This is a genomic window from Labilithrix luteola, from assembly GCF_001263205.1.
In the GTDB taxonomy this organism is placed as follows: Bacteria; Myxococcota_A; Polyangia; order Polyangiales; family Polyangiaceae; genus Labilithrix; species Labilithrix luteola.
In genome coordinates this window covers 7,396,319-7,421,084 of the sequence record NZ_CP012333.1, presented here as the reverse complement: position 1 = coordinate 7,421,084, position 24,766 = coordinate 7,396,319, and the positions used below count along the sequence as shown (strand labels likewise).

At 65.0% G+C, this 24,766-nt stretch carries 27 protein-coding genes; 11 read left to right on the top strand and 16 right to left on the bottom strand.

Going from position 1 to position 24,766, the window contains the following annotated elements; genetic code table 11:
* Positions 1 to 21: 21 nt before the first annotated feature.
* Positions 22 to 450, top strand: coding sequence for a hypothetical protein (locus AKJ09_RS32235; protein ID WP_146651697.1), 429 nt, complete (start codon positions 22 to 24; stop codon positions 448 to 450).
* A 153-nt stretch (positions 451 to 603) separates the two neighbouring features.
* Here the strand turns inward: AKJ09_RS32235 and AKJ09_RS32230 are convergent, their stop codons facing one another.
* Positions 604 to 807: a hypothetical protein gene (locus AKJ09_RS32230; RefSeq protein WP_146651696.1), complete on the bottom strand. Its 204-nt coding sequence runs from the start codon at positions 805 to 807 to the stop codon at positions 604 to 606.
* Between the two features lie 142 nt (positions 808 to 949).
* Positions 950 to 1,309: a nuclear transport factor 2 family protein gene (locus AKJ09_RS32225; RefSeq protein WP_146655726.1), complete on the bottom strand. Its 360-nt coding sequence runs from the start codon at positions 1,307 to 1,309 to the stop codon at positions 950 to 952.
* A gap of 134 nt (positions 1,310 to 1,443) precedes the next feature.
* Here AKJ09_RS32225 and AKJ09_RS32220 point away from each other — a divergent pair, with 134 nt between their 5' ends.
* On the top strand, positions 1,444 to 2,082 hold the full coding sequence (locus AKJ09_RS32220) for an SAM-dependent methyltransferase (protein WP_146651695.1): 639 nt from the start codon (positions 1,444 to 1,446) through the stop codon (positions 2,080 to 2,082).
* On the opposite strand, the gene AKJ09_RS32215 is transcribed toward AKJ09_RS32220, so the two are convergent.
* The 3 genes from AKJ09_RS32215 to AKJ09_RS32205 form a co-directional block, all read right to left on the bottom strand.
* A complete protein-coding gene (locus AKJ09_RS32215; protein ID WP_205633864.1) occupies positions 2,083 to 3,000 on the bottom strand; it encodes a nucleotide-binding enzyme in 918 nt (305 codons plus the stop codon). It lies immediately after the preceding gene.
* The gene (locus AKJ09_RS32210; protein ID WP_146651694.1) at positions 2,997 to 3,497 is read right to left on the bottom strand and encodes an HD domain-containing protein; all 501 of its coding nucleotides are present in this window, start codon (positions 3,495 to 3,497) and stop codon (positions 2,997 to 2,999) included. Before AKJ09_RS32210 ends, AKJ09_RS32215 begins: the two co-directional genes overlap by 4 nt.
* 122 nt (positions 3,498 to 3,619) lie before the next feature.
* The gene (locus tag AKJ09_RS32205; protein WP_146651693.1) at positions 3,620 to 4,051 is read right to left on the bottom strand and encodes a dual specificity protein phosphatase family protein; all 432 of its coding nucleotides are present in this window, start codon (positions 4,049 to 4,051) and stop codon (positions 3,620 to 3,622) included.
* 147 nt (positions 4,052 to 4,198) lie between these two features.
* Between AKJ09_RS32205 and bioA the strand changes: the two genes are divergently transcribed.
* A complete protein-coding gene (gene bioA, locus AKJ09_RS32200; protein WP_146651692.1) occupies positions 4,199 to 5,470 on the top strand; it encodes an adenosylmethionine--8-amino-7-oxononanoate transaminase in 1,272 nt (423 codons plus the stop codon).
* Here bioA and AKJ09_RS32195 read toward each other — a convergent pair.
* On the bottom strand, positions 5,452 to 6,000 hold the full coding sequence (locus AKJ09_RS32195) for a GNAT family N-acetyltransferase (protein ID WP_146651691.1): 549 nt from the start codon (positions 5,998 to 6,000) through the stop codon (positions 5,452 to 5,454). The two genes, bioA and AKJ09_RS32195, sit on opposite strands and share 19 nt — an antisense overlap.
* 122 nt (positions 6,001 to 6,122) lie before the next feature.
* On the opposite strand from AKJ09_RS32195, the gene AKJ09_RS32190 reads away from it, so the two are divergent.
* Complete coding sequence (locus AKJ09_RS32190) at positions 6,123 to 6,899, top strand: class I SAM-dependent methyltransferase (RefSeq protein ID WP_146651690.1); 777 nt, start codon at positions 6,123 to 6,125, stop codon at positions 6,897 to 6,899.
* Between the two features lie 12 nt (positions 6,900 to 6,911).
* On the opposite strand, the gene AKJ09_RS32185 is transcribed toward AKJ09_RS32190, so the two are convergent.
* Together AKJ09_RS32185 and AKJ09_RS32180 are read right to left on the bottom strand one after the other, a co-directional pair.
* On the bottom strand, positions 6,912 to 8,132 hold the full coding sequence (locus tag AKJ09_RS32185; RefSeq protein ID WP_146651689.1) for an MFS transporter: 1,221 nt from the start codon (positions 8,130 to 8,132) through the stop codon (positions 6,912 to 6,914).
* Between the two features lie 11 nt (positions 8,133 to 8,143).
* The gene (locus AKJ09_RS32180) at positions 8,144 to 9,811 is read right to left on the bottom strand and encodes an SAM-dependent methyltransferase (RefSeq protein WP_146651688.1); all 1,668 of its coding nucleotides are present in this window, start codon (positions 9,809 to 9,811) and stop codon (positions 8,144 to 8,146) included.
* A gap of 114 nt (positions 9,812 to 9,925) precedes the next feature.
* Between AKJ09_RS32180 and AKJ09_RS32175 the strand changes: the two genes are divergently transcribed.
* Positions 9,926 to 11,626 carry a carboxylesterase/lipase family protein gene (locus AKJ09_RS32175; RefSeq protein WP_146651687.1) on the top strand — a complete coding sequence of 567 codons (1,701 nt, stop codon included), beginning with the start codon at positions 9,926 to 9,928 and terminating at the stop codon, positions 11,624 to 11,626.
* Between the two features lie 37 nt (positions 11,627 to 11,663).
* On the opposite strand, the gene AKJ09_RS32170 is transcribed toward AKJ09_RS32175, so the two are convergent.
* The 3 genes from AKJ09_RS32170 to AKJ09_RS32160 are packed head-to-tail and all read right to left on the bottom strand — an operon-like array spanning position 11,664 to position 14,616.
* Positions 11,664 to 12,344, bottom strand: coding sequence for an HAD family hydrolase (locus tag AKJ09_RS32170; RefSeq protein WP_146651686.1), 681 nt, complete (start codon positions 12,342 to 12,344; stop codon positions 11,664 to 11,666).
* Positions 12,341 to 13,474 carry a CDP-alcohol phosphatidyltransferase family protein gene (locus AKJ09_RS32165; RefSeq protein ID WP_169928037.1) on the bottom strand — a complete coding sequence of 378 codons (1,134 nt, stop codon included), beginning with the start codon at positions 13,472 to 13,474 and terminating at the stop codon, positions 12,341 to 12,343. Before AKJ09_RS32165 ends, AKJ09_RS32170 begins: the two co-directional genes overlap by 4 nt.
* Complete coding sequence (locus AKJ09_RS32160) at positions 13,471 to 14,616, bottom strand: fatty acid desaturase family protein (RefSeq protein WP_205633863.1); 1,146 nt, start codon at positions 14,614 to 14,616, stop codon at positions 13,471 to 13,473. The genes AKJ09_RS32165 and AKJ09_RS32160 overlap by 4 nt, the downstream gene beginning before the upstream one ends.
* A 358-nt stretch (positions 14,617 to 14,974) precedes the next feature.
* Between AKJ09_RS32160 and AKJ09_RS32155 the strand changes: the two genes are divergently transcribed.
* A complete protein-coding gene (locus AKJ09_RS32155) occupies positions 14,975 to 15,505 on the top strand; it encodes a DUF1697 domain-containing protein (RefSeq protein WP_146651683.1) in 531 nt (176 codons plus the stop codon).
* Between the two features lie 36 nt (positions 15,506 to 15,541).
* Here the strand turns inward: AKJ09_RS32155 and AKJ09_RS32150 are convergent, their stop codons facing one another.
* The gene (locus tag AKJ09_RS32150) at positions 15,542 to 15,991 is read right to left on the bottom strand and encodes a MarR family winged helix-turn-helix transcriptional regulator (protein WP_146651682.1); all 450 of its coding nucleotides are present in this window, start codon (positions 15,989 to 15,991) and stop codon (positions 15,542 to 15,544) included.
* A 108-nt stretch (positions 15,992 to 16,099) separates the two neighbouring features.
* Here AKJ09_RS32150 and AKJ09_RS32145 point away from each other — a divergent pair, with 108 nt between their 5' ends.
* From AKJ09_RS32145 to AKJ09_RS32135, 3 genes are all read left to right on the top strand, one after another.
* A complete protein-coding gene (locus tag AKJ09_RS32145) occupies positions 16,100 to 16,969 on the top strand; it encodes an NAD(P)H-binding protein (RefSeq protein WP_146651681.1) in 870 nt (289 codons plus the stop codon).
* Positions 16,970 to 17,025: 56 nt separating this feature from the next.
* Positions 17,026 to 17,430, top strand: a complete 405-nt coding sequence (locus AKJ09_RS32140) for a hypothetical protein (RefSeq protein WP_205633862.1) — start codon at positions 17,026 to 17,028, stop codon at positions 17,428 to 17,430.
* Between the two features lie 87 nt (positions 17,431 to 17,517).
* Positions 17,518 to 18,441 carry an alpha/beta hydrolase fold domain-containing protein gene (locus AKJ09_RS32135; protein ID WP_146651680.1) on the top strand — a complete coding sequence of 308 codons (924 nt, stop codon included), beginning with the start codon at positions 17,518 to 17,520 and terminating at the stop codon, positions 18,439 to 18,441.
* Positions 18,442 to 18,471: 30 nt separating this feature from the next.
* Here the strand turns inward: AKJ09_RS32135 and AKJ09_RS32130 are convergent, their stop codons facing one another.
* The 3 genes from AKJ09_RS32130 to AKJ09_RS32120 form a co-directional block, all read right to left on the bottom strand.
* A complete protein-coding gene (locus AKJ09_RS32130; protein WP_146651679.1) occupies positions 18,472 to 19,317 on the bottom strand; it encodes a hypothetical protein in 846 nt (281 codons plus the stop codon).
* Positions 19,314 to 20,549: a multiheme c-type cytochrome gene (locus tag AKJ09_RS32125; protein WP_146651678.1), complete on the bottom strand. Its 1,236-nt coding sequence runs from the start codon at positions 20,547 to 20,549 to the stop codon at positions 19,314 to 19,316. Before AKJ09_RS32125 ends, AKJ09_RS32130 begins: the two co-directional genes overlap by 4 nt.
* A 132-nt stretch (positions 20,550 to 20,681) precedes the next feature.
* A complete protein-coding gene (locus AKJ09_RS32120) occupies positions 20,682 to 21,377 on the bottom strand; it encodes a hypothetical protein (RefSeq protein ID WP_146651677.1) in 696 nt (231 codons plus the stop codon).
* Between the two features lie 210 nt (positions 21,378 to 21,587).
* Here AKJ09_RS32120 and AKJ09_RS32115 point away from each other — a divergent pair, with 210 nt between their 5' ends.
* Positions 21,588 to 23,078: a C1 family peptidase gene (locus AKJ09_RS32115; RefSeq protein ID WP_146651676.1), complete on the top strand. Its 1,491-nt coding sequence runs from the start codon at positions 21,588 to 21,590 to the stop codon at positions 23,076 to 23,078.
* A gap of 84 nt (positions 23,079 to 23,162) precedes the next feature.
* On the opposite strand, the gene AKJ09_RS32110 is transcribed toward AKJ09_RS32115, so the two are convergent.
* The gene (locus AKJ09_RS32110; protein ID WP_146651675.1) at positions 23,163 to 24,248 is read right to left on the bottom strand and encodes an aldo/keto reductase; all 1,086 of its coding nucleotides are present in this window, start codon (positions 24,246 to 24,248) and stop codon (positions 23,163 to 23,165) included.
* A 108-nt stretch (positions 24,249 to 24,356) separates the two neighbouring features.
* Between AKJ09_RS32110 and AKJ09_RS32105 the strand changes: the two genes are divergently transcribed.
* Positions 24,357 to 24,764 carry a MarR family winged helix-turn-helix transcriptional regulator gene (locus AKJ09_RS32105; protein WP_205633861.1) on the top strand — a complete coding sequence of 136 codons (408 nt, stop codon included), beginning with the start codon at positions 24,357 to 24,359 and terminating at the stop codon, positions 24,762 to 24,764.
* Positions 24,765 to 24,766: the final 2 nt, after the last annotated feature.

Here is a 24,766-nt window from a genome sequence, read left to right as displayed (position 1 = left end):
CTTTGGACAATGGAGCAATCGATGTTGTCGAATCTGGTCAGCCTCAAGTCTTGGCGCGCGAAGGCGCCCGCGTTCATCGCTTCGCTCGCCCTTCTGACGGCGTGCAGCAGCAGCGATGACACGTCGAGCCCGGGCGGCGGCGGCGGCGGTGCGTCGTACCCGCGTCAAGTGACGATCGAGTATCGCGTCACGTCGCCGGCGCTCAAGGAGGCGGACGTGATCTTCACGAACGCGACGGGCGGCATGGACAACCTCGACAAGCAGGCCCTTCCCTTCTCGAAGACGTTCACCCGCACCGTCAACCAGGCCGACTACGCGTCCGTCTCGCCGACCAGCACGGTAGGCGGCACGCTCGAGGCGAGCGTCCTCGTCGACGGCAAGGAAGTAGAGAAGAAGACGTTCTCCGGCACGTCGGTCGCCACCGGCAGCGCCGTCTACGTCTTCCAGTGAGTCGTCTCACGGCGTGAGACCTCGCGCGGCGGTCGCCATCGAAGCGGTCGCCGCGTTTTCATGTCCAACGGTCAATTGGCCACGGACGCTCTGCACCTCTATTGGACGAACGCGGACGGCGTCATCGGTAGCGCAAGTCAAACACGCGCCAGTCTAGTTCCGGTTGCAGGCCTCGACGCAGCGCGCGTATTGCGCCTGGCAATCACTGCGTGCTGCGCCTGGAGGTGCGCGATCCATGCATTCGTCGTAGCGACCTTGGCATCCCGTTTCGCAGGTCGTGGACGAGCATCCCTGCGAACCACTCCCGAAGACGGTGAACGCGAAGGCGAGCAACGATGCCGTGATCGAACGAAGCATGGTTTACCGCTCCGTTCACGGCGGAGCCCTCGGAGAAGGATACGAATTCGGCCTCGAATCCTTCCCGGATTTTCGTCTCCAACGAGAGCCCGACCGTGCCGTGAAAGACGGCCTTCCTCGGCACGGCGGACTCGCGCCGACGTCACCCAGGAACCTTGTCGAGGAAGCCGTAGACGCTTCGGATTCGATCTCCCTCGAGAACAGCCACGTCGAACCCGATGACGGCGGGCTCGTGCCCCAGCGCGCCCGCGTGCCACGTGAAGCGCGCCTGATCGTGGTGAGTGTCGACCTTTCCGGCGAGCGAGAAGACGAGACCGGGAAACTGCTTCTGGACGCCGGCGATGAGCTGGTCGATGCCATCCCGTCCGGAGACCGCAGCAAGGGGGTCGGTGTACGTGCAATCCTCGGTGTAGACCTCGGCGAGAATCGCGCGGCGGCGGCCAGCGTCGGTCTCGTTCCAGGCATCGATGTAGCGCTGCATGACGTTCTGCTTCGTGCTCATGGACATGCTCCTCGTTTGGCCCGCTTCGTTCGTTCGAAGCGTCATGCCCTCTTCGTAAGCCACGGCGAAGATCGGCGCGATTACCTGCGAGGTCATGTTCGCGTCGTCTTCGCCGTCTGCTAGCCTCGCGCGCGGTGGACGACGCGCTCCGCGAACGAGCCCGGAAGGCACGCGCCGAGGTCGAATCCGGCACCCTGCGGGGCGAGCGGCTGATCGACCTTCTTCACGATGTGCCCGCCCTCGAGCGCGACGCGTGGACCGACGAGCTCCTCGGCATCGACGCGCCGCCGCCCGACGTTGCCGGGCTTCCCCGAGGGGCGGTGCCTTACCTGCCCTGCGCGGTCGACGAAGTCCTCGCGATGGTGCGCGACGTTCCCATCCGTCCCAAGGATCGGCTCGTGGATCTCGGGTCGGGCCTGGGCCGGGTTCTGATCCTCGCGCATCTCCTCACCGGCGCCTCCGCCTGCGGCGTCGAGATACAGGAGCCGCTCGTTCGAAGGGCACGGGCCCGATGTGAGGCACTCGACCTCGACCGAATCGAATTCGTCGAGGCCAATGCCGCCGAGGTCGACCTCGACGGCACCGTCTTCTTTCTCTACGCGCCGTTCAACGGCCACCTGCTCTCGCGTGTGGTCGCGCGCCTCGAACACGTCGCGCGCCGGAGGTCGATCGTCGTGTGTGCGGTCGATCTCGAGCTTCGCAACGTCCCCTGGCTCTCGGCGCGCAAAGCGTCGAGTGTCTCACTCACGATTTACGACTCTCGGGCAGGCTGATCAATCGTAAGGAGCGAGGTCGCGCTTCGAGACGCCGCGGTATCGGCGCCGCGCCTCAGGACGCCGAAGCCGAGGCTCTCGTTCTTCGTCCTCGGGCTCTTCGGACTCCTTTGGCTCCTCGAGCACCGCGTCGTACGGGGCGTCGAGCTCCAGCGCTTCGAGCGCTGAGTCCTCCAAAGGCTCGTCGATGAGCTCGTCGACGAGCGACGCGTCGCGGTCCTCCGATTCCTCCGCCGCCAGAATCGCTTCGAGCGAAGGCGTCGAGCCGTCCGCGAGGTAGCGCTGCCAGAGCTCCGGATGCTCCTTTTCGCAGATCTTCCGTAGCGCGCTGTCGCGAATACGGACAATCGGCTTTCCGTCCGTGCTGCTCCGCGGGCGATTCCGCAATTCGTTCGGCGGATAGACCGTGAGCTCGATGGGAAAGACGTCGGGCACGAGCACGTGGGTGAACTCCATCACCTTGCCGTGCTTCAGAATGTTCACTCGCTGAGTCTCGTGAACCCAACCGAGCTGCCTGACGTGGGCCTCGACGTCGGAGGCATTCCAAGCAAAAACGTGGATGTCGACGTCGCTTCCGCTTCGGACATGGCCGGTGGCGACCGAGCCGATGAGCCGAGGCGTGAACTTCGCGAGCGCCTCCATGGCCTCGAGCGCAACGATACGCATCGCGAAGAGGCGCTGCGTCCGGCCATCTCCCTCGATCTCGGTGACGAGCTCGAGGAGCGCTTGTTTGATCTCGCCGTTCGACGGGAGGTCCTGCGGTCGATAACGCATGGCCTTCGCGTTCGTCTGTCCGAGCAGACGCTTCGCGGCGAGCCTCTTGGCCGTGAAGTACTGCTTCACCTCCTCGCCGTACATGATCTGAGCGGCCAGCTGGGCGACTGCTGCGCGCAGGCCTCCGTAGCGCTCCCAGCTCATGGCCGTTCGGGGTCGAAGCTCCCGTGTTCGCTGTCGTCGTCGCCTGGCTCGAGAAGCGAAGGCTCCGCCGAGAAAAGAACGTCGAACGCATCGTCGACCGACATCACGCGAGCGTTGGGATCGCGGCCGCCGAGGTCCCACCGGCGGAGCTGCTCGAGATCGCGAAGCGCTGGCGTTCCGAGGTAGCGACGTCGCGCCGCGCGTGGATCTTTCAACAGGTCGAGGTGATGGCGCACGAGCCACACGGCTCGCGCGGGCAGAAGCCCTTCCAAGAGATCGGCGCCGACCTCGTCGTGAAGCGGCCCGTCAACCGCCTTACCCACGTCGTGGAAGAGCGCCGCGGCCCAGAGCACTGGGTCGTCGGTGGCGCGCTGCGCAAGCTCGAACACTTGCAGCGAGTGGAAGAGCGCGTCGCCTTCCGGGTGGTACTTGGGAGACTGTCGAATACCGTCGAGCGCGATCAGGAGCGATCGGAGCTCGTCTTTCTCGTCTTTCATTACCGAGCGGGGCGCTTTCGTGATTGTGTGCCGCCGCGTGCTCACCCCGCGAATGCGACGCGAGCCAGAGAAACCATAGCAGCGATTCCCCGATGCGCCCGCGGATTCGGGCCGCCGACCGTTTACGGACGAGACGCCTGGGCCGTCGCACATTCGAGAACGAGACGATAGACCCGCGGGTTCGGCACGTACCTGCCACCGAAGAACTCCGCGTCGTCGCCGTTCAGCGCGCGAGCGAGCGCGGCGGCCACGGCCGGTGAGCGAGACATGCCGGCATCGCAGTGCACGATGATGCGCTCGATCTCATCGCGGTGAGCGACCACGAAGTCCCAGATCCGGCGCGCGTGCTCGGGCGTGAAGAGCGCGTCTTCCGGGATGATCTCCGAGGCAACCTCGGCATCGGCAAACGCGAGCCGAAGGACGCCACGACACTGCTCGTTCGCGCGAATGCGTGCCTGGTCGTCGAGGCTGGAGGTAATCGAAATGACGACGTGCGGAACCTCGTGAGGCCGCGTCGCCTCGAAGCCGTAGCGGCTGTAGACGTAGAACTGCATCGTGCCAGCCACCAGGCTACTGCGGATTCGCCGTCAGCGGATCGGTCGCGCTCGGGTTCGCCCGACGACGAGAAAATGCCGGTCTTCCGGTCGAGGTTCGTCGTCTCGAATGCACACCGGCTCGAGGTTCGACTAGATCCTCTCGTGATGACAACGCCCTCCCGTGATCCTGCGTGGCTCGTGTCCGGGGCTCCTCACGTCTGGCGGCCCTACTGTCAGCATCAGACGGCGCCGGCGCCATTCGCGGTGGCGGGGGCGCATGGGGCGAGGCTCGTGCTCGAGGGTGGCGGCGAGCTCGTCGACGGCATCGCATCGTGGTGGACGTCCGCGCACGGTTACAACCATCCGCACATTGCAGCGCGCGTCGAAACGCAGCTCCGTCGTCTGTCGCACGTGGCGTTCGGTGGCCTCGCAAACGAACCGGCATACACGCTCGCGGAGCGGCTGGCGGGCATGCTCGCGCCGCTGTCGAAGGTGTTCTTCGTCGAGAGCGGTTCGGTCTCGGTCGAAGTCGCGCTCAAGATGGCCGTGCAGTCGTTCCACAATCGGGGTGACGGGCGCCGGCGGAAGATCGTCTGCTTCGAAAACGCGTATCACGGTGACACCCTCGCCACGATGGCGCTGTCGGATCCGGTCAGCGGGATGCATCACGCATTCGCCGGGATGGGTATCGACGCGATTCACCTCCCCGTGCCTCGCTCCGACGACGGTGGGGCCTTCGAAGACGCCTTCCGCGCCGTCGCTGCCGAGGTGGCGGGCGTAGTCATCGAACCGCTCGTGCAGTGCGCCGGAGGAATGCGCTTCCACGACGGCGCTGCGTTGCAACGCCTGCGCAAGGCCTGCGACGAGCACGGCGCGTGGCTGATCTTCGACGAGATCGCGACCGGCTTCTACCGCACGGGTTCGCGGTTCGCGTTCGAGGCCGCGGGCGTCGTGCCCGACATCGTCACGCTCGGAAAGGCGCTCACCGGAGGAACCCTTCCCCTCGCCGCCGTGGTGGCGACGAGCGCCGTCTTCGAGTGCTTTCTCTCCGACAAGGCAGACCGAGCGCTCCAGCATGGCCCCACGTACATGGGTAACGCGCTCGCATGCGCAGCCGCGCACGGAAGTCTCGATTTGTTCGAACGCGAGGATTTCAAACTTCGCGTCTCGAACCTCGAATCCAAGTTTCGCGAACGCCTCGCCCCACTACGCGCACGACCGAACGTCGTGGACGTGCGCGCACTCGGCGCCATCGGCGTCGTCGAGATGAAGCCCGGCACGGCTCCGGCATCGACCGATTTCGCCGCGCGCGGTGTCTTCTTGCGACCGCTCCGCCTCCCCCATGCCGACGTCGTCTACGTGATGCCGTCACTGGCCATCGAAGCGTCCGATCTGGACCACTTGCTCGACGCGATCGATCAGGTGCTTCCCTCCTGAGACACGTCCTCGGGAGCTGCGTGAGTTGGTGAAGGCGCCGAGCGCCGAGCGGGGACGAGACGGCGAAGGCAAGCCATGAAGAGATCGTCGCTCGCGACTCCGTCGACGACGAACTCGCCGCGAAGCCTAGCTTCTTCGAAGAAGCCGCACGCCTCGTACATGGCTTTGGCTTCGGGATTCGACGACATCACCGTGAGAACGATCTTCTCGAACGACTGACCCCAGGCCCAGTCGATCGCCGCCAGCGTCAGCGCTCGTCCGACACCTTTTCGGCGCCACTCCGGGTGCACCGCAATACACCGGAGCCGAGCGACGTCACGGTTGCACGGGTTGGACGTTCGACGGGCACATTCGACGAAGCCGACCACGCGCCCCTCCGTCACCGCCACGATCGTGGCCGACGGCAAGTCCGACGTCGGGCGAAAGACCCCACGTACGCCGTAGCCAGGATCGCTCTCCGGCGACCATGCGGTCTCGTCGATCTCGGCGATCGCTCCCCAGTCGCCCGGCTCGACCTCTCGTAGCTGCATGCCCGGACACGGTACGCGACCGAAAGCACGTGGACAACGCGCCACACGAGCCCGAACAACGCGCCCCGACAATGGGCAGCGCAAACCGTGTAGAGTGATGGATCACCCAAACGAGGCAAACCATGAGTGTCGACATCGCGAAGCTGTACGACGGAATTGCCACCGACTACGACCGTGACGCGTACGGTCTCCTGCGAGCAGGCCGCGACGCCGGGCTCGCGCAGGTTCGCAGCTCTGTCGAGTCCCACCCGGGCATGAACGTCGTGGATCTCGGCGCCGGAACGGGAGAGTCGCTCGTCACCCTCGGCAAGACGTTCCCGGGTGCGAGCCTCGCGGGAATCGACCTTTCGGCCGAAATGCTGGCCATCGCGGAGAAGAAGATCGCGTTCCGCAGCATCGTGTCCGACGCGGCGAAGGTGGCCGATCATTTCGAGCCGCAGACCGTCGACCTCGCGCTCATGCACTTCATCACGACCTTCGTGGACGTGCCGGGCACCGTGCGCGCGTGCCACCAGATCCTTCGGCCCGGCGGCTACCTCTCGATCGTCAGCACCACGCTCGAAGCCTTCCGCAAGCTCCTGAACGAGGTCGGCCTCAAGCTCGCCTCGATGGACGAGCTCATGAAAGCCAACCCGGTGCCCACCGGCGCCGACGCGCTCACGAACATCCTGCGCGAGGCGGGCTTCGAGATCGTCGCCGTGGAGAACGTCGTCCGTCCGGTGAGCTTCCCTTCCCCGCTCGAGACGATGGACTTCGGAGTCAAGTCGGGCTTCTTCACGCACATCATCGAGGCCCTCGGCGCGGATCGGATCATGTCCTCGGCGCTCGCGCTCGAATCGGCATTTCCGATTGCCGACGAATACCGCGCAGCCGCCATCCTCGCGCGACGTCCACGCTGATTCCAGCTCGGTTCAGGCGTCCTTCATCGGGTGCCGCGCCGGATCGTCGGCCGCGAAGACGATGCAGAACGCCGTGAACACGAGCCACATCGCCGCGACCTGAATCATGGCCATGCGCGGCGCCTGCGCGTAGAGCACGCCGGTCACGAAGGGTCCGGCGAGCGTTCCGGCGGCGTAGAGACCGTTCGAAAGCGACATCGCGCGACCGTACTCCGTGCGCTTGGCGATCGATGCTTGGAGCGCCATGCCGAGCGGGGAAATGGCGCCGAGCGTGGCCCCTGCCACGGCCGAGATCAGACACATCGCCGTGACTGCGTCGACGAAGAGAACGCCGAACAAGGCGAGGCCGCCTATCGCCGAGAGCATCCCCATGAGCACGAGGTGCCCATGGCGATCACCGAGTCTTCCTGCGAAGTGCGTGAAGAGAAGCGAGCCTGCCGCGTACGCAGAGAGCACGAGCGGCGGCTCCTCGGTGAGCAAGCCGCGATGATCGACGAGATAGAGCGGCAAAAAGAGAATCAGCGACGCCTTGAGGTAGCCGGCGGCGAACATCCCGAAGCCGGTCGTCTTCACCTTCCACGCAAGCGACGCGAACGATGCGTCGGCGGAGGGCTCGTCCGCAGCCGGAGCCATCGAAGCGCCGCCACGCTCGCGCGAGAAGGCCGTGATCGAAAGCCCATTTCCGATCGTGACGGCGGCCGCAAACCAGAACGGAAGCGCAGCGACACCGAATGGGAACAGCGCGCGGGCGACGAGCGGGCCAATGACGTAGCCCAGCGCCAGCACCATCGCATACAAGGTGCTCACCGTCGCTCGGTGGGCGGGCTTCGCTCGTGAGAAGAGCGCCGCCTCGTAGCCAACCCACACGGCCACGAGCGCAGCCCCCTCCACGACGCGACCGGCATAGAGCCCCGTCGTGGAGTGCGCAGCGACGGGTAGCACGGCGATGGCGAGTCCGAGCGCGACGAGGGCGACAGCGAGCGTTCGGATCGCCCCCACGCGCCCCACCACCCGACCGAGCAGCGCGGAGATGGCGACGCCCCCGGCCGCGTAGGCCGTCGCCAGCGAACCGATCTTCTCGGACGAAAGTGACGCCGAACGCAGGAAGAGCGCGAGCACGGAAGACTCCGCCCCGATCGCGAGTCCGAGAAGGAAGATCGAGGCGTAAATTCCGCGCAGATCACGACCGAGCAAGCACGCGAGGGTGCCGTTGCCCGTGCCGTCGTCTCTCATCGTGAACTCGCTCAGTGATGGCCAACGCGGAGCAGGATGTCCGCGAGGTGCGCGAGGCGCTTCGGAAGCGTAGGCTTCTGGTAGACCACCGCGTCTTCTTTCGCCTTGGCGTGTGGATCGTTGAAGACGTGGTCGTTGCCCGACGACGGCTTCATGACGAGCGGCCGATTCTGGCTGTTGCCTCGCCCATCTTCGTGAACACGCCCGTCGACGCGCCACGTATTGCGGTAGTTGCGCGCGTCCTTGAAGAGAAGGACGTGATAGACGCTCCCGTTGCCGAAACGGCTCTCCGCCATTCCGCACTCGAGGAAGTAGATCATCACCTTGAGATCGCGGTCGCGAATCGAGGGGTCCTGCTCGGCGGCCTTGAGGAGATTCTCGCGCCAATACCAGAGCGTCCAATAGTAGTGACGGCCGAGATTCTCGACGTCGCCAACGTACATATCGAGCTTGCATGCCTCGTCGAGCAGCAGGTGCAGCCGAATCTGGTTCGAATCGCGGAAGATGTATTTCTGGATGTAGCCGTCACGCCGGTGCTTGGCGGTGTGGCTGCCCATCGAGTGAATGAGCATGCGGCCCGACGGCTTGAGGATGCGCCAGCACTGACGCATCACCTCTTCGTACGTGTGGAACGGCAAGTGCTCCCACACACCGACTTCGTAAATGGCATCGAAGTGATTTTCCGGATAACTCGCGAGAAGCGAGAAGTCGGCATGGTGAATCTTGACCTTGTCGCCCACGCCATTGCGCTCGGCATTGCGGCGAGCGAGTGAAGCCATGTTGTGGCTATTCGTGAATCCCTCGCCTCGCGCGCCCCAGGCCGTGGCCGCGTGCACGAGCATGCCGCCGTTTCCGCAGCCCGTGTCGAGGATGCGCGCGTTCGGACGCAGTTGCATCTTCGAGAAGATCAGATTCATCTTGTTCAGCTGCATCTGATCGAGGCTGTCGTTCTCGTTCTCCATGTAGCCGCACGAGTAACAGCCCGTTGCGCCGAGCATGGGCACCATGACGTTGTCGCCCATGTCGTAGTGGTGCGCGATGTCCTCGTTGTGCGAGCGACGCATGCGTCCCGCGGCATACATACGAAGGAGGCGCGCCTGCTCGCGGAGCGGAAGCTTCACCGAACGATCGATGTCGTTGATGAGCAAGAAGCCCAAGAAGTGATTCACCGCACCGCGCAGCATTTCGAATTCGCCCGCGAGGAACGCCTCGCCGACGCCGAGATTGCGCTGGGTCAGAAGGCGCGTAAAAAAGCGGGCCGAGTGCACCTTCACGACGGGATGAACCCAGCGTCCGGGAGCGTCGTCACGAAGCACGGGCCGCGGATAGCGTCGGCTGTCGTCGAGCGCGAGACCGAGGTTCACGTCGTCGAAGTCGAACCCGCAGACTTCACGAGGGTCGACGACGTCGTCCGTCGGCTCGGGCGGCGCGTTGTTGCGATGGATCGCGGTGAGAAACTCCGCATCCTTGTCGCGCGGCACGCCGAACTGGCACACGTGACCGTCGAACACGATCGTGAGCGAGCCAACGAGCCGTCGCCCCGTCCCGAACACGAGCGACGCGAAGGCGGCGAAGCCCGGATGCCGCGCAGCGACGGCCGAGGATCGAATCGCCTGCTCGCCGTAGGCGAACGTGTAGTTGGCTTTGCTGGACCGCGCGTTTTTCGTGGAGGCGGACATTGTGATTACGAGCCAGGCTATTCCCGAGTCGCGAGACGGTGAAGGACCGAGTTGCCCGGCCGTGTCGATCGTGTGAGAGTGGCAGGCTGGACCTTGTTTCTCTCACCCCGAACAATGCCGAGCCCCAGGTCAGTCCACAACCAAGCTGACGTCGTCGTCAGGGTGTCGGCCGGCGCCGTCCGGGGTCGACGTCGTGACGGAATCGTCATGTTCGGCGGCATTCCGTATGCCGAGCCGCCGGTCGGCGTCCTTCGTTTTGCGCCCCCCGTCCCCCGCCGACCTTGGGCGGGCATCCGAGACTGCACCCGCCCGGCCCCGGGCGCGCCGCAGCGCCCCAGCGCGCTCGCGAAACTCATTGGAATGTCCTGCTCGGTGCAGGACGAAGACTGCCTCCACGTCACGGTCTGGACGCCCTCCTGCTCGCCCCCTCGGTCGGGGCCGGCTCGTCCCGTCCTCTTCTGGATTCACGGTGGGGGGTTCGAAGCAGGCTCGGCCTCGAACCCGCTCGCCGACGGTGCGCGGCTGAGCGCCCGTGGCGACGTGGTCGTCGTCAGCGTCACCTATCGCCTCGGAGCGCTTGGCTTTCTCCAGCTCGAAGACGTCCCGAGCAACCGCGGTTTGCTCGACCAGATCGGGGCGCTTGAATGGGTTCGGGAGAACGTGCGTGCGTTCGGCGGTGATCCGGACAACGTCACCATCTTTGGTTCGTCGGCAGGTGCCACGTGCGTCACCGCCCTCCTCGCCACGCAGGGGCGTTCCGGCCTGTTTCGCCGGGCCATCGTGCAGAGCGGCACGGCGGAAGGCATCCTGACCGACGAGCTCGCCAATGCGACGCGCCGCGAGCTCCTCGTGCAACTCGGCACGAGCGCGCGCGAAACGGCGGACGTCCGCGAGGTGCTCGAAGGACTACCGGTCGATCGGCTCCTCGCCGCGCAGAGCGCCGCCAGCGCCTACCTGCAGGACCAGGGCGTGGTTGTGCCCATCTTCCAGCTCGTCCTCGATGAAACGTCGCTCCCGCGGCTGCCGCTCGCAGCCATCCACGCGGGAAGTGCCAAAGGCGTCGACCTCTTCGTCGGCACCAACAAGGACGAGCTGCGCCTCTGGTCGCTGGCCGAGGATCCGCCGGCCATCACCGACCACGACCACCTCGTCCGCTTCGTGGCGAAGTTTCTGGCCGGCCCCTTTGCGGACGATGCCATGCGACGGAAGATCGACGTCGTCGCGGGCGACATCGCGGCGCGTTACGTCGCGCTCCGCCCACGCGGATCGTTTACCGACCTGTTCTTCGAGCTGGCGACGGATCTCCATTTCCGCCTGCCCGCCCTACGCCTCCTCGCGGCGCAATCACGCCACGCGCAGGTGTTCTCGTACCTGCTTTCGTGGGACCTGCCCATTCTCCGCGGCGCGCTCGGCAGTCCGCACGCGATGGACATCCCGTTCCTCTTCGGAACGTACGACTCGATGCGCATGATGCTCTTCCTCGGCGCAGGGCCGGATCGCGCGCTGCTCTCGAACCGCATGCAAGACGCGTGGACCTCGTTCGCCCGACGAGGCGACCCTTCGTTCGATGGCTTCGACTGGCCACGATTCGACGTGCTCGATCAGGCCACCGGCGTGCTCGGCAACGAGCTCCGCGTTCTCCGCCCGGCCTTTCGCGCGGAGACCGACGCCTGGTCGCCGGTGTGGCGCGAGCTCTACGAGGTCGAAGGCGTCGACACCGACGATCGGACGATCGAGCCGGAGGTGCCCTCGGTCCGGCACGTCTCGATTCCCCCGCCCCAGCTGCGCATCGAGAGCTATCCCGCTCCGACCTGAACGAGCCGAAGCGCCGCGTTCGCTGCGTTCGCAGGCTTCAGGCGAGCAGCTTGCGCGGGCGTTGTTCGTCGTGGTGCTCCACGATGGGCCACCCGCGCTCGCTGGCCACGCGCCGGAGCTTCCCGTGCGGGCCGACGCAAATCGGCTTTCCGACTGCCTCGAGAAGCGGGAGATCGGCGATGTGGTCCGAATAGAAGACGCAGTCGGCGAGGGTGTGCCCCTCCTCCTCGGCGAGGCGCTTCGCGAGGCGTAGCTTCTCATCACCGTCGAGAATCTCACCGTCCACGCGTCCGGTGCAGAGCGTGTCGGCCAGTTCGATCTGCGTGCCGTACACCGCATCGAAGCCGAGCTTGCGTCCGAGCGGCTCGGCGAAGAAGTGAGCGGCGCCCGTGAGGATGTACAGCTTGTCGCCCCGCGTTCGGTGGTGGGCGATCGCGGTCGTCATCGCCGGCGAAATCTTGGGCGCAAGGTGGCTCGACGAAAGGTCGGTCGTGCGCGCGCGCAACGCCTCGAGCGTGTGCCCACGAAAGCACGCGAAACCGACGCGCTGCATCGCATGGCGTGTTCCGAGCCCCGCTTTGTAGAGGAGGTACCTGCCGACGAAGGAGGCAACGATGGGTGCCGGGAGAAACCCCGCGCAGAGCGTGGGCCATGCGCAAATGAGCCCGGAGTCTCCAGTGATGACCGTGCCGTCGAAGTCGAAGAACGCGATCGTCATGGCAAGAGTCGTTTGGGAAGCGTGAGGATCGGGAGCTCGAGCGCACGAGCGATCGCGAACGTGGCGCCGAGATAGGTAGACAAGCCAACTCCTAAGGCCACGACGAGATTCGCCCAACCGAGCGCACTCACGACCGATGGCCCGGAGAGAAAGGGCATCGCGAGGCCCGACGCGATGAGAGGCACCGTCTTCGGATCGACGACCTTCACCTGAGAACCGACGAGCTGGCCGAGAATCTGCCGTGCAATCAGGTGAAGGCCGAGCAGCGACGCCGAGAAGACGAACGGGAGCGTCATCCCGTGACCTGCCGAACACACCGCAACGCTCGCCGCGAGGCACAAGGCGAACGGATTCACCAGCTCGAGGAAAACTGCGCCACCGCGACCCGACCGCGCCACGCGGAGCAAGCTTCCGATCATGCCGACCCCGCCGATCGCCCCCACGCCGACAACCACGAGCCAGAGACGGAGGGGGGCGCTGGCAAAGGGCACCGCCGCGGCGAACGGCACGAGGCTCCCCAGCGGGCGGCCCCACAGCTCCACGCCGGCGCCGAGCGTGATGGCATGGATCGCCATCATCATGAGCTGAGCCTCGTAGATGCTCGTGCCGTTCCCCATGTAGAGCGTGCCCGTGTGGCGCGTCTCCCAGTGGATCACGTAGTTGTTCACGATGACGCTGCCGAGCAGGAAGAGCAGCGCGCCGCCCGTCCCGAGGCCGATCGCGCCGCCCACCGTGGTCATCGCCATCTGAATGGCCGCGACGTCGCACGCGTGATCGCACCAGTTGCCGAGTGCGGAGCTCGACTTCGTTTTGCGAGCCTGCTTGCCGTCGAGGGCGTCGAGCGTCTGGAACGCAAAAATGGCGACGATGGCGAAGACGTGGACCATCTTCGGCGCGGGTCCCGTGAGGGTGGGATTCGCGATCAGCATCGACCCGAACGAAGCGACCACCAGCGCCAGCCCCGAAAGCGTGATCGCATTCGGCGCGACCCACGGAGGAACCAGGGTGGCTGTGGCCTTCCAGAACGGTTCGAGCAAACGCGAGATGAGCGAGAGATCGACGGTGTGCGGGCGATGCGGCTGCTTCAGCTGAGCGAGCTCTTCGGTATCGAAGAAGCCGCGCCCGTTCACGCCACACGCTCCTGCGAAGGCCACGAAGACGGCGATTCGGTCTTCGGCTCGTGGATCGGAGTCACCTTGGACTCCTCACTCGCATCGACCGCCTCGACGCCGAAGGGCCCGTGCTCGACCACCTTCGCGACGAAGAAGACGCGATAGCTCTCCCAGATCGCCCGCGGCCACGAGAGCGTTCGATGGGGAAGTCCCACCCGCTCGCAGAACTCTCGCACGTGAACGCTCACGGCCGGCAGATGCAGGTGGCTGATCGTCGGGAAGAGGTGATGCTCGAGCTGGAACTCGAGCCCATTGCACATCATTCGACCGATGAATCCCGTCCGGAAATTCACGGTGGCGATGGCCTGACGAAACGCGAAGTCTTCGCCGTCGATGGCCGGCCCCACACAGGCGGCCTGCGCGGGGTAATGACCGGGCGCGAGGACCGCGAAGAGCGCCATCCCGATGATCGAGATGCGGGCGGCGTGGATCAAAAGCGCCTTTTCGGGCCCTAGCCAAAGGCACGGCATGACGACGAACACCACGACGTGCGCGAACAGACACGCCAGGTCGAGGACGGCACGCGGTTTCAATCCGTCGGCGAAGAGCTCACCGAGCAGCGCGCGCCAAGCTTGAACCTGGATGCCGAAGCCATTGAACGGAAGGAGAATCGGAAGCAGCAAGCCCTGCACGCGTCGATACGCGCGTCCGATCGACGAGGACGCGTGCGCGTGCTCCTCGTTCAACGCGAAGATCGGGCGGAGATCGCAGTCGCGGTCCACGCCTACGCGGTTCGGCGCGGGATGATGGATGATGACGTGACTCTTCATCCAGTAGCGCGCCGACAGACCGAGCAGGAACGGATACGTGAAGTAGAGAACGACGTCGTTGACGACGCTGCGTTTGGACAAGCCGCCGTGCGAGGCCGTGTGCCCAATCGTGGCGAGGCAGAGAAACGAGAACGTGGTCACGACGAGCGCGCCGGCACGAACCGCCCACGCACGCGCGATGCAGACGACGAGCAGGGCGACGAGAGCCACGACGACGTGTGCTCCCCAACTGGCGACATGCCGGCCCGTGGGCTTGTCGAAGTACCCCTGCTCCCGGAGCACCTTCCGTAGCGCCAACATCTCGGCGCGTGTGTCGCTTCGCTTCCCCAAGATCATGAACTTGTCGAAACTGTCACTCTACACAATTGAGGGGTACCTGGTTCGACGATATGAGGCGGGTCGCGCTGACGCGTTAGCGGCCGCGAGCAACGGAGCAGGTAACCCCACGCCGAATTCTTGGCGTACCGCTCTTTCTTTTGGGCTCCTCTTCTCGATGCGCCGCCTCGGCATTCCTGCGGGCTTGAGCGGATAGGGATAGCCGCCACCTCGCTCCTGAACTCGAAAACGACGCGCCGAAAAAAAACCTGCCTGGCATCGCGGCACCCGGCACGCGGTACCTGGGCTCATCGCGATGCCGTTGGGCGTTCGTTAGGGTTGCCGCCCCCGTGGCGCGGTACAGTGGCGGCCCATGAAGGGCTACGCGGTCTTCCTACGCGGGGTAAACGTCGGCGGGATCAACATCAAGATGGCGGATCTGCGCAAGGCGCTCGGCAAGCTGCCGTTCGAGGACGTTTCGACGCTCCTTGCTAGCGGCAACGTCGTTCTCAAGACGAGCGCATCGGCCGCGAAGGTGAAGCGCCTCGTCGAGGAGTGCCTTCGGACCAAGTTCGGCTACGACGCTTGGGTCGTGGTGCTCACCGGATCGCGCGTCGCCGAGCTCGTCGAGGCGTGCCCATACCCGCCGGACTCGGACGACCAGCACGCGTACGTGACCTTGAGCTCCGATCACGCGGTGCTCGACGAACTCTTCCGTCTGGGGTCCGATCTCGAAGGAACGCAACTCACGCGACTCGGCCCCGAGGCGCTCGCCTGGCAGGCTGCCGTCGGTCAAACGCTGGATACCGCCTTCAGCAAGCTGTCGTCGAAACCCAAATACAAGTCCACGACGACCACGCGCAATCTCCGCACGCTGATGAAGGTCCGCGACGCCGCGAAATGAGATTCCTCAGATTCGTCAGCTTGGTCCGCTAGCGCGTCACGCGCCGTCGTCCGAAGCGACCTCTTTCCCCAAGAGCCGGCTCGCCGCTCGCTCGATCTTCGCGAGCGCACTCATGAGATGCTTACGCTCGGTCGCCGTGAGATCGGCAGTGACCTGCTCTTCGAGTGACCGTCGCTCGGTCTCGATGGGGTGCTGGAGCGCCCGACCGGCCGCGGTGAGCCAGAGGCGGACGAGTCGGTTGTCGGTACGGTCAGGACGCCTCGTGAGGAGGCCCGCCGCCGCCATGCGCGTGGCCATTTTCACGACGGTCGGCGTTGCGACGTTGACCGCGTTGGCAATCTCACCAGGCGTGCGGCCGTCGCGCTCCCAGAGCAGCGCAAGCAGCACGTTCTGGCCGAGATGCAGGCCGTGACGCTGCATGCCTTCCTCGGCGAGTGCTCGGAGCACTTTGTTGGTTTTGCCGTGGAGGTCGAGGAATTCAGGCATTGCGAGGCTCCAGCGTGTCCGTGCTGTCGGGCGAGTTGACGCCAATCATTAGCCGGCTATCTTTCAGATCGTTAGCCGGCTAACGACATACCCTTCAAGAGGAGCCCCATGATACTGATCACTGGCGCCACCGGGCACGTTGGCAGCGCTCTTGTGCGCGAGCTCGATTCGAAAGGCGCGAGGTTTCGTGTGCTCGTGCGCGATCTCGGCCGGGCCACCACGGTGCCCGAATCGGCCGAGCGCTTCGTGGGCGACATCGGCAGACCGGAGACTCTCGGCCCGGCCTTCGAGGGCGTCGACAAGCTCTTCCTTCTCACACAAGGCATCGGCACCGAATACGCAGCCAACTCGCTCGCCGCCGCAAAGCGCGCAGGCGTGCGGCACATCGTGTTCCTGTCTTCCTACTCCGTCGCGCCGGAGTATCTGGCCGGGAATCCTCTGCCGGCAATGGCCCGCTGGCATCACGAACGCGAAGTCCTCCTGCGCGACACGGGCATCCCAGCCACCATCCTCCGCCCTGGGGGCTTCATGACCAACGCGCTCGACTGGCTGCCTACCCTGCGCGAGGGTGGTTACGTCATCGATGCCATCGGCCCGGGCCGCTACGCCCCGATCGACACAGCGGACGTTGGCGCGGTCGCCGCCCACACACTCCTGACCGCCGGCCATGACGACAAGGCCTACGTCCTGACGGGCGACGAATCGCTCACGATCTCCGAGCAAGTTCGAATTCTCGCAAACGCGCTCGGTCGGCACATCGAAGTACGCGAAGCCGCGACTCCTGCCGACGCCGTCCGTTCACGTTTTCCGAACGGGGCGCCGCCTGCCCTTGCCGAAGCCATCACCGAGGGGTTCCGGATCATGCGTGCAGATACCCGCGGATTCCGGACCGACACGGTGGAGCGCCTCCTCGGACGACGCCCGACCTCCTTTGCCGACTGGTGCAGGAAGAACGCGAGCGCATTCCACGCGCCTTGATCGCAGGCTCTATCTGGACGCAAGGAGGATCGGCTATCATCGCTCGAGGGTTCGCCATGCGCCGAATCATGTATATCGAGAACAAGTCCGGAGGGCATTCGGGCCAACCCGCCCCGCGCGACGCCCGCATCGGATGGGTCGAACTATCGCGATCACGGCGCTCGTTCGAGTACTGCGGGCGGCGCCTCGCCAAGACGGGCAGCGGCTACAAGTACAACTGCATCGACGAGGAGACCGGCGAACACTACTGGGTGTCGGGCCCTCGTCGCGACGGTGCAGACAAACTCTACGGTGGAGTCGTCGCGATCGACGAGGACGCGCGCGTAGCGTACTGGATGGAGATCCGCGAGCGCCCAGACCTCGTGGGGCAGACCTCCTATCGAGCGGGAGCGTCGACACGAACGAGCAGCACCGCCCGCCGCAACGAGCGTCGTACGCGCGGCGTCAACTTCACGCAGTAGCGTAGCTGGACTCACCGGAGCGGCGGCTTCGCGACGCACGAGCCCGTGTCCGTGGCTCTCCCAAGCTCCTCGTGCGATCGTGGTCGCATGAGTCCGAACGCGCAGCCGACAGTCCTCGAGATTCCGCTCGACGCGCACGATCGCGAGGAGCGTCACGCCGTGCTGGCGCACATGAAGGCCCTGTTTTCGAGCTCGAACGACGACGTCCGGACGACGTACGACCGTTTCGTCGCGGGCACGCCTCTAGCCGCCAACGTCAGCTTCGAAGTGGTGACGACGCCCGGCCTACGAGGCGAGTGGTGCATCCCAAGAGGCGCGCCGAACGGCACGGCGCTCCTCTATCTCCACGGCGGCGGATATACGAACGGCTCGGCGCATGCGTTCCGAGGAATGGCGAGTCAACTGGCGAGTCGTGCCGGCCTTCGCACGTTCGTGCTCGATTATCCGCTCACTCCCGAATCGCCGTTCCCCGCCGCCTACGAGATGGCCATCGCCACGCTCGGTTGGCTCTCGCAACGAGGGGTTGGGTCGCTCAGCGTCGCGGGCGACTCGGCAGGCGGCGGACTGGCGCTTGCCACGGTCGCAGGCGCCGTACGTGGTGCGCCCGCGCCGCGCATCGTCGGGTGCCTCACGTTCTCGGCGTGGGTGGACATGACGCTGAAGGGGTCGACCATCGACTTCGCGGATCCCGTGCTGGTGACCGGTGGGCTTCAGCGTTACGCCCGCATGTATGCCGGTGATCACGCACGGCTGGATCCGCGCGCCTCACCGCTGTTCGACATTCCTTTCAGGATGCCGCCGCTCCTTCTCCAAGTAGGAACCGAAGAGCAGCTGCTCGACGATTCACACCGCTACGCCCATGCGGCCGCCGCCGCCGGCAACGACGTCGAGCTCGACGTCTTCGATGGGATGCACCATGTCTTCCAGCTCGGCATCGCGCACCTGCACGCGGCCCGCGAGGCACTCGATCGGGCAGGCGCATTCCTACGACGAGCACACGGGCGTACCTGACCGTCAGACCGGCGACGAAAGCTCGTCGAGTCAGCCGACGGGCTGCTCGGCCAAGGTCTCCTTGCCATTCGTCGCTGGCGCTCGCCTTGCCATGACCCACAGGCCAATCGCCGCAAGAAGTGCAACGTCGGCGAAGAGCATGGGAGCGAATGCGGGCGCGCCGTAGACGAAGCGATCGATGAAGGAGGCAGCGCTTCCGCTCAAGCTGGCCAGACTGTGCAGCACGAATCCGAGCGTTCCAACGACCACTTGGAGCCCCATGACGAAGAAGGCAAGTCGGATGTTCGAGCGATTCGGCTGAGCGAGCGTGACCACCAGCGTACTAATCGCGAGCGCGGAGGAAGCAACGGGTATCCACTCGCTCGGACGGAAGAAGCCATTCTGGGCGTGATCGAGGACCGAGAGCGCGAAGTTGCCCGCGAAGCCGAAGAGCGCCAGGACGACGAGCCAGGGGCCGAACGAGGGGCCGTCGGGCCGAACGGCAGGATCTCCACTGCGCAGGAGAATGATCAGGAGCCCGACGCCCGCGTAGGAGACAGGTGCGATGAACGGTGCGGAGTAGACGAGGTTGCGGAGCGTCTGTTCTTCGAAGAATGCACTCTCGAGGTGAAAGACCATTCCGACCAACCCCACGGCGATCGAGCCCCAACCGACGAGTCGTTCGCATAGAACGACCCACGGTCGATCGGACCCGAGCGCACCGGGGACGAGAAGCAACGTTGCCATGGCCGAAAACACGACCGGCACCCACTCCGCGGGTTTGGCAAACGCGTTCTCGCGATGCGCGAGCAGGATATCGACGGCCAGAAATGCGATGTTGAAGAGAGCGAAGATTCGCGCCGCGCGATGCGGCGACACGAACGCACGCAGGTTCACGGCTTCGCCTTCTTCTCGCGCAGCTCCGCGGCCTGGTGATCGAGCTCCAGCTTCAGCTTCATGAGCTCGTAGTTGCCGTGCCACTGCACGAAGTCGGCGCCGCCCATGTACGCGCCGTGCTTCGCGGTGCGTCCGTAGTAGTGCCAGAGATCGAATTCGGTGTACTCGGCCGGCTCGTCGAAGGGCTTCGGCGTGAGCAGTCCCTCGGCGCGCATCGACGCCACGACGTCCATCGCAACTTTGACCTTGTCGTTCGTGTCGAGGAGCACCTTCTCCGCCTTGGCGTAGAAATCGTCGACGCGCGGGCGGGTGTGGCACTTCAGACAGACCTCCTGCATCTCGGCCTTTCCGCGGTCGCCGGCGGGGCGTTTCGTGGAGACGGGAGCGAAGAGGAAGTACGAGAGGCGCTCGGTCGTGTCGTGGGTGACCTTCATGCCCTCGAGGCCGCTCATGTGACAGGTCGCGCACGTGGGCACGGACATGTCTGCCGTGGTGAGCTTCTTCGGGTCGGCCGCGAGATTGAAGCGCTCATGCTGCGACGCGAACAGCGCGCCGTGTTTCGACTCGCCGTAGATCTCGACCTGCGAGTGATCGGGCCCCATGTGGCACTGGCCGCACGTCGTGGGCTCGCGCGCGAGCGCCACCGACGCAGCGTGACGGGCGTGGCAGTTCGTGCAGGTACCGAACGAGCCATCGGCGTTCGGCTTGCCGATGGCGTGGCACGCGTTGCAGCCGCTCTCGACGGCCGACGCCCCTTCGAGCTGGCCCACGATCATCGGCGCGCGGTCCACCCAGGTGGGATGGTACTTCTCTCCGAGCGCGCGCTGTTCGGGCGTCATGTCCTTCGCGCCATTGACCGAGGCCCAGGCCGGTGCCGCGTGCCGACTGCGCGCGAACTGCTCGTACTCGGTGGCATGACACTGCGCGCAGTTCTTTGCCGTCAGCGCCTTGGCGATCGTGAAGCCGCGGTGCTCCATCGATGGCTGCCCTTCCTGAGGCTTGTGGCAGTCGAGACAGTTGACGCCCTTCTCGGCGTGGCGGCTCCGTTCGAACTGGTCGATGATCGCCGACGTCTCGTGGCGGTGACACTCGGCGCACTTTCCGGACGCCTTGACGAGCGCCGCGGTGGGCTGATTGCGCTCGACCTCGGGTCGCGCCCGGTGGATCAAGAACGCGCTGACGACGAGTGCACTGGCAATGACGACGGACGCGAAGATCGCGCGGTACGACATGCCGTGGACTTTCCTCCACCTGCACAACCGTTGCAACCCGTCCCTCGATGATGCGCACGGGGACAGGGTGACGGGAGCCGGCGCAGATACTTATCGTCCCGATCGCGCTGACCGAGCAAAATTGGCTCGACGCTACGGCATCCGACGAAGGGAGGCGTCATCGACCAGGATGCAGACGACGCCCCCCGACTGCTTCGCGGGCTGCTGCTGCTGAAGGCGGTAGCTGACGGTGACAGCGTCGCTCGCTGCCGTGGTCTTGACGAGCGCGGTCAAGCGCTGCCAGGTGGCGGACGCCGGAGTCAGTGAAGGCGAATCCTTGCTCGTGTTGAGTGAGGTGACGTAGAGCATCTCGCCGTAGAAGCCTGCATCCGTCAGGTCGGAGGGGCTCATGGCGCCTTGCGTCCACACCTCCGCAACGTAGGTCTCGTTGGCGGCAACGGGCATCTTGACGGTCTGCTCGAAGAACGCTTCCCAGTTGCTGCCCATGCAGAATTTGCACGAGCCTGCGCCCGAGCGGGCGGTCGAGCTCGCCTGAACGGATCCAAACGCGGCTCCCCAGGCTGCACAACCGAACTCGAAGTCCCCGTTGGTGAGCAGGTTGGGCGGAGTGGCGTCCGCGTCAGCGCCCCCGTCTTCGGGGGAGAGCGTGGCGTCCGAGCCGGTGTCCGAGCCACCCGTCGTGACATCGGGCAGCGATGCCGAGTCCTGCGACGCGTTCCCTGCGTCGGTGAGCTCTCCTCCTTCCGAGAGATAGGAGAGATCAACACAGGCAACAGCGGCCACGCTCAGACACGTGACGATCGTCGCCGTGGAACGAAGAGCCCGCACGAGAACATCGTCCACGCTCGCTCAATAGGAATCAAGACATATCGCACTATCGAAATCGTGCGCTCCGCGCCTGAACACTCGCGTGGCATTTGTGCACCCCACCACGGCCCGTGCGCCGCTCACGCGCCTCACGCGCTGCATTGAAGCGGCACGAGCGCCAGCCACTGTGCGCTTGCACCCAAGGCCTCCGCCTCCGTATGGTGAAAAGTCATGCCTCATGCCTCATTTTACGAACTTCCCGACGGCACTCGACGACGCGTATCGGGATACAAGAAGCCCGCCTCGCGCTGGACTGGCAAGACGTTCGGCGCCTCCCGCGTCGATACGCGCGCGCTTCCCCCGCGTGTGGACTTGCGTCAACAGATGACGGCCGTCGAGAACCAAGAGCAGACGAGCAGCTGCGTCGCGAATGCAGTCGCCGGCGCGTACGAATACCTCGTCAAGCGGCATCGCGGTGACGACGCGTACGACGTGAGCCGCCTCTTCATCTATTACGTGGCACGCGCACTCGCGAACGACGAGGATCCCACCGAGGAGCCCGAGGTCGACGACGAAGGCACCTACATCGGAACGGCCATCGACGCCCTGAAACAGTACGGAGCGTGCTCCGAGGTCACCTGGCCCTTCGCCGAAGACGCGGTCAACGACGCCCCCTCCACCGAGGCCTTCGACGAGGCCAGTGAGTTTCTCGTCGAAGACGTGGCGCAAGTTCCGACTCGAGTCGAGGCGTGGAAGGCCGCGCTCGCCGAAGGACTCCCCATCGTCTTCGCCATCAACCTCTACGAGAGCTTCGACGCGCAGCGACAGCCCGGGATGGTCCCCGCGCCGTCCAAGAACGAGGCGTCTCGTGCGAGCCACGGCGGTCACGCGATGCTCTGCGTGGGCTACTCCGATCGCGACCAGAGCTTCATCGTGCGGAACTCGTGGGGTACCGACTGGGGCGACAAGGGCTATTGCTACATCCCTTATTCGTATCTCATGAACGAGAAGTACAACGACGGCGACAGCTGGATCATTCGCCGCGTGGAGGAGCCCTCGATCGACGAGTCGACCTGGGCCAGCGACGACGAATCTCTGATCGAAGAACTCGACAGCGAGCTCGCCAGCTTGACCGACGAGGAGTTCGCAGAGCTCCGTGACGGAATGGGCCACGTCTCGTTCGAGCTACGGCTGGCGATGATTCTGGTCTGCGCGGCGGCGGCCGACGGTGAGGTCGAAGACTCGGAGCTCGAAGGCATCGTCGAGACGCTCACCAAGGTCCAGGAGGCACTCGGCATCCGCCTCGATCCCGAGAAGCTCATTCGCCGGGCGATGAACCGCATCGTCGAAGACGAAGGCCTTCTCGAAGACACCATCGAGCGATTCGCCCGTCATGTACCGACCGGCGTGCTCGCGTCCATCGTCAACTCGGTGCAGGAGATCATCGACGTCGACACCGACGACGAAGAGGACCTCGTCGCCCAACTCGTGCAGGCCTGGCAGATCGAGCTAGCCGAGGAAGAAGACGAAGAAGACGAAGAAGACGAAGAAGACGAAGAAGACGAAGAAGACGAAGAAGACGAAGAAGACGAAGAAGACGAAGAAGACGAAGAAGACGAAGAAGACGAAGAAGACGAAGAAGACGAAGAAGACGAAGAAGACGAAGAAGACGAAGAAGACGAAGAAGACGAAGAAGACGAAGAAGACGAAGAAGACGAGTAAGCGGGCAACAAGAAGAAGCGAGTGATGCCATGCGGAACCCGTCGACACGGATTCCGCATGGCGCGCCCCCCGGAGGCGACGAGCTCAGTAGGGCTTGTCGCCTTTGTCGATCACGAACGGCGACAGAGGCGCCGAGACGCCGTTCACGGTCGTGCCGCCGTTGTGGATGGCGGGGAACATCGGCTGCATGTTCTGCGGGAATCCGAACGTGGGCTTCGTGAGAGCGTCGAGGCGCGCGAGCTCTTCGGCCGTCAGCTTCACATCGAGCGCCTTCACGTTGTCTTCGAGCTGCGAGAGTCGGCGGGCCCCGATGATGGTCGACGTCACCCCGGGCTGCGCCTGGACCCACGCAATGGCCACGCGCGCAGGGGTGCCCTCATGGGCCTTCGCGATGGTCTCGAGCTCGTCGACCACGGCGTACGTCTTCTCGCCGAGAAACCCATCGACGAAGAAGCCGCGGTCGGCCTTGATCTGTCCCGCGTTCTTGCGCGTGTACTTTCCGCTGAGCGCGCCGCTCTTGAGTGGTGACCACGGCGTGATGCCGAGACCGAGCTCACGTGCCATGGGAACGAGCTCTTGCTCGACGGTCCGCTCGAGCAGCGAGTACTCGATCTGCAATCCGATGAAGGCCGACCAACCACGGAAGCGGGCGGTGACGTTGGCCTCGGCGATCTTCCAGGCGGGCGTGTCCGAGACGCCGAGGTAACGCACCTTGCCGGCGCGCACGAGATCTTCGAGAGCCGCCATGGTCTCGTCGATGGGCGTGTGGACGTCCCAATTGTGGAGCCAGTAAAGGTCGATGTAGTCGGTCTGAAGGCGGCGCAGCGAGTTCTCGCAAGCGTTGATGATCGACTTGCGGCCCGAACCGCCGCCGTTCGGATCGCCAGGATAGAGGTTGCCGCTGAACTTGGTCGCGATGACGAGGCGGTCGCGGCGTGCGCTGTCGCGGCCGATGTGATCGCCGATGATCTTCTCGGAGTGGCTCTTCGTGTAGAAGTTCGCAGTGTCGATGAAGTTGCCACCGAGCTCGAGGTAGCGGTCGATGATCTGCTGTGATTCCTCGACGCTCGAGCCCCATCCGAGGTCTTCGCCGAAGGTCATCGCACCGAGGCACAACGGGCTGACGCGCAGGCCCGAACGGCCGAGCGTCACGTAATGGTCGAGAGGCATGGGAGCTCCTGAACGTGCTACTTTGTTCAAAGCGCGCGTAGTTCAACCCTGAGATCGTTCAAGGTGACCGATTGTTTAAGATTGAACTATCGGCGTGCAAGGGCCCCCATGGCAAAAATCGACGCCGCGAAGATCTGGTCGCTCAATTACCGGCTGTCGATGTCGGTGATCACCAGCGTTTCGGCGGAGATCTCTGCGCTCGGGCTCGAGGTCAAGGAGCTGTTCCTGCTGGCCGAGGTCGACGTGCACCCCCACCCTGCCGAGCTCGCAGAGACGCTCAGCATGCCCAAAGCGACCGTCACGGTCTACGTGAAGCGCCTCGAGGCGGCCGGCTTCCTTCGTCGCGAAATCGATCCTGCCGACCTACGACGTCACCGCCTGCTCGTCACTCCGGCCGGCCGCAAGGTCATGAACCAGGGCCTTTCGCTCCTCGCGGACGCCTTCGGCGCACGGCTCGGTCGGCTCAGCGCGACGAAGCAAGCCGAGCTGAAGGCCATCCTCGAGCAGCTGAGCTGAGC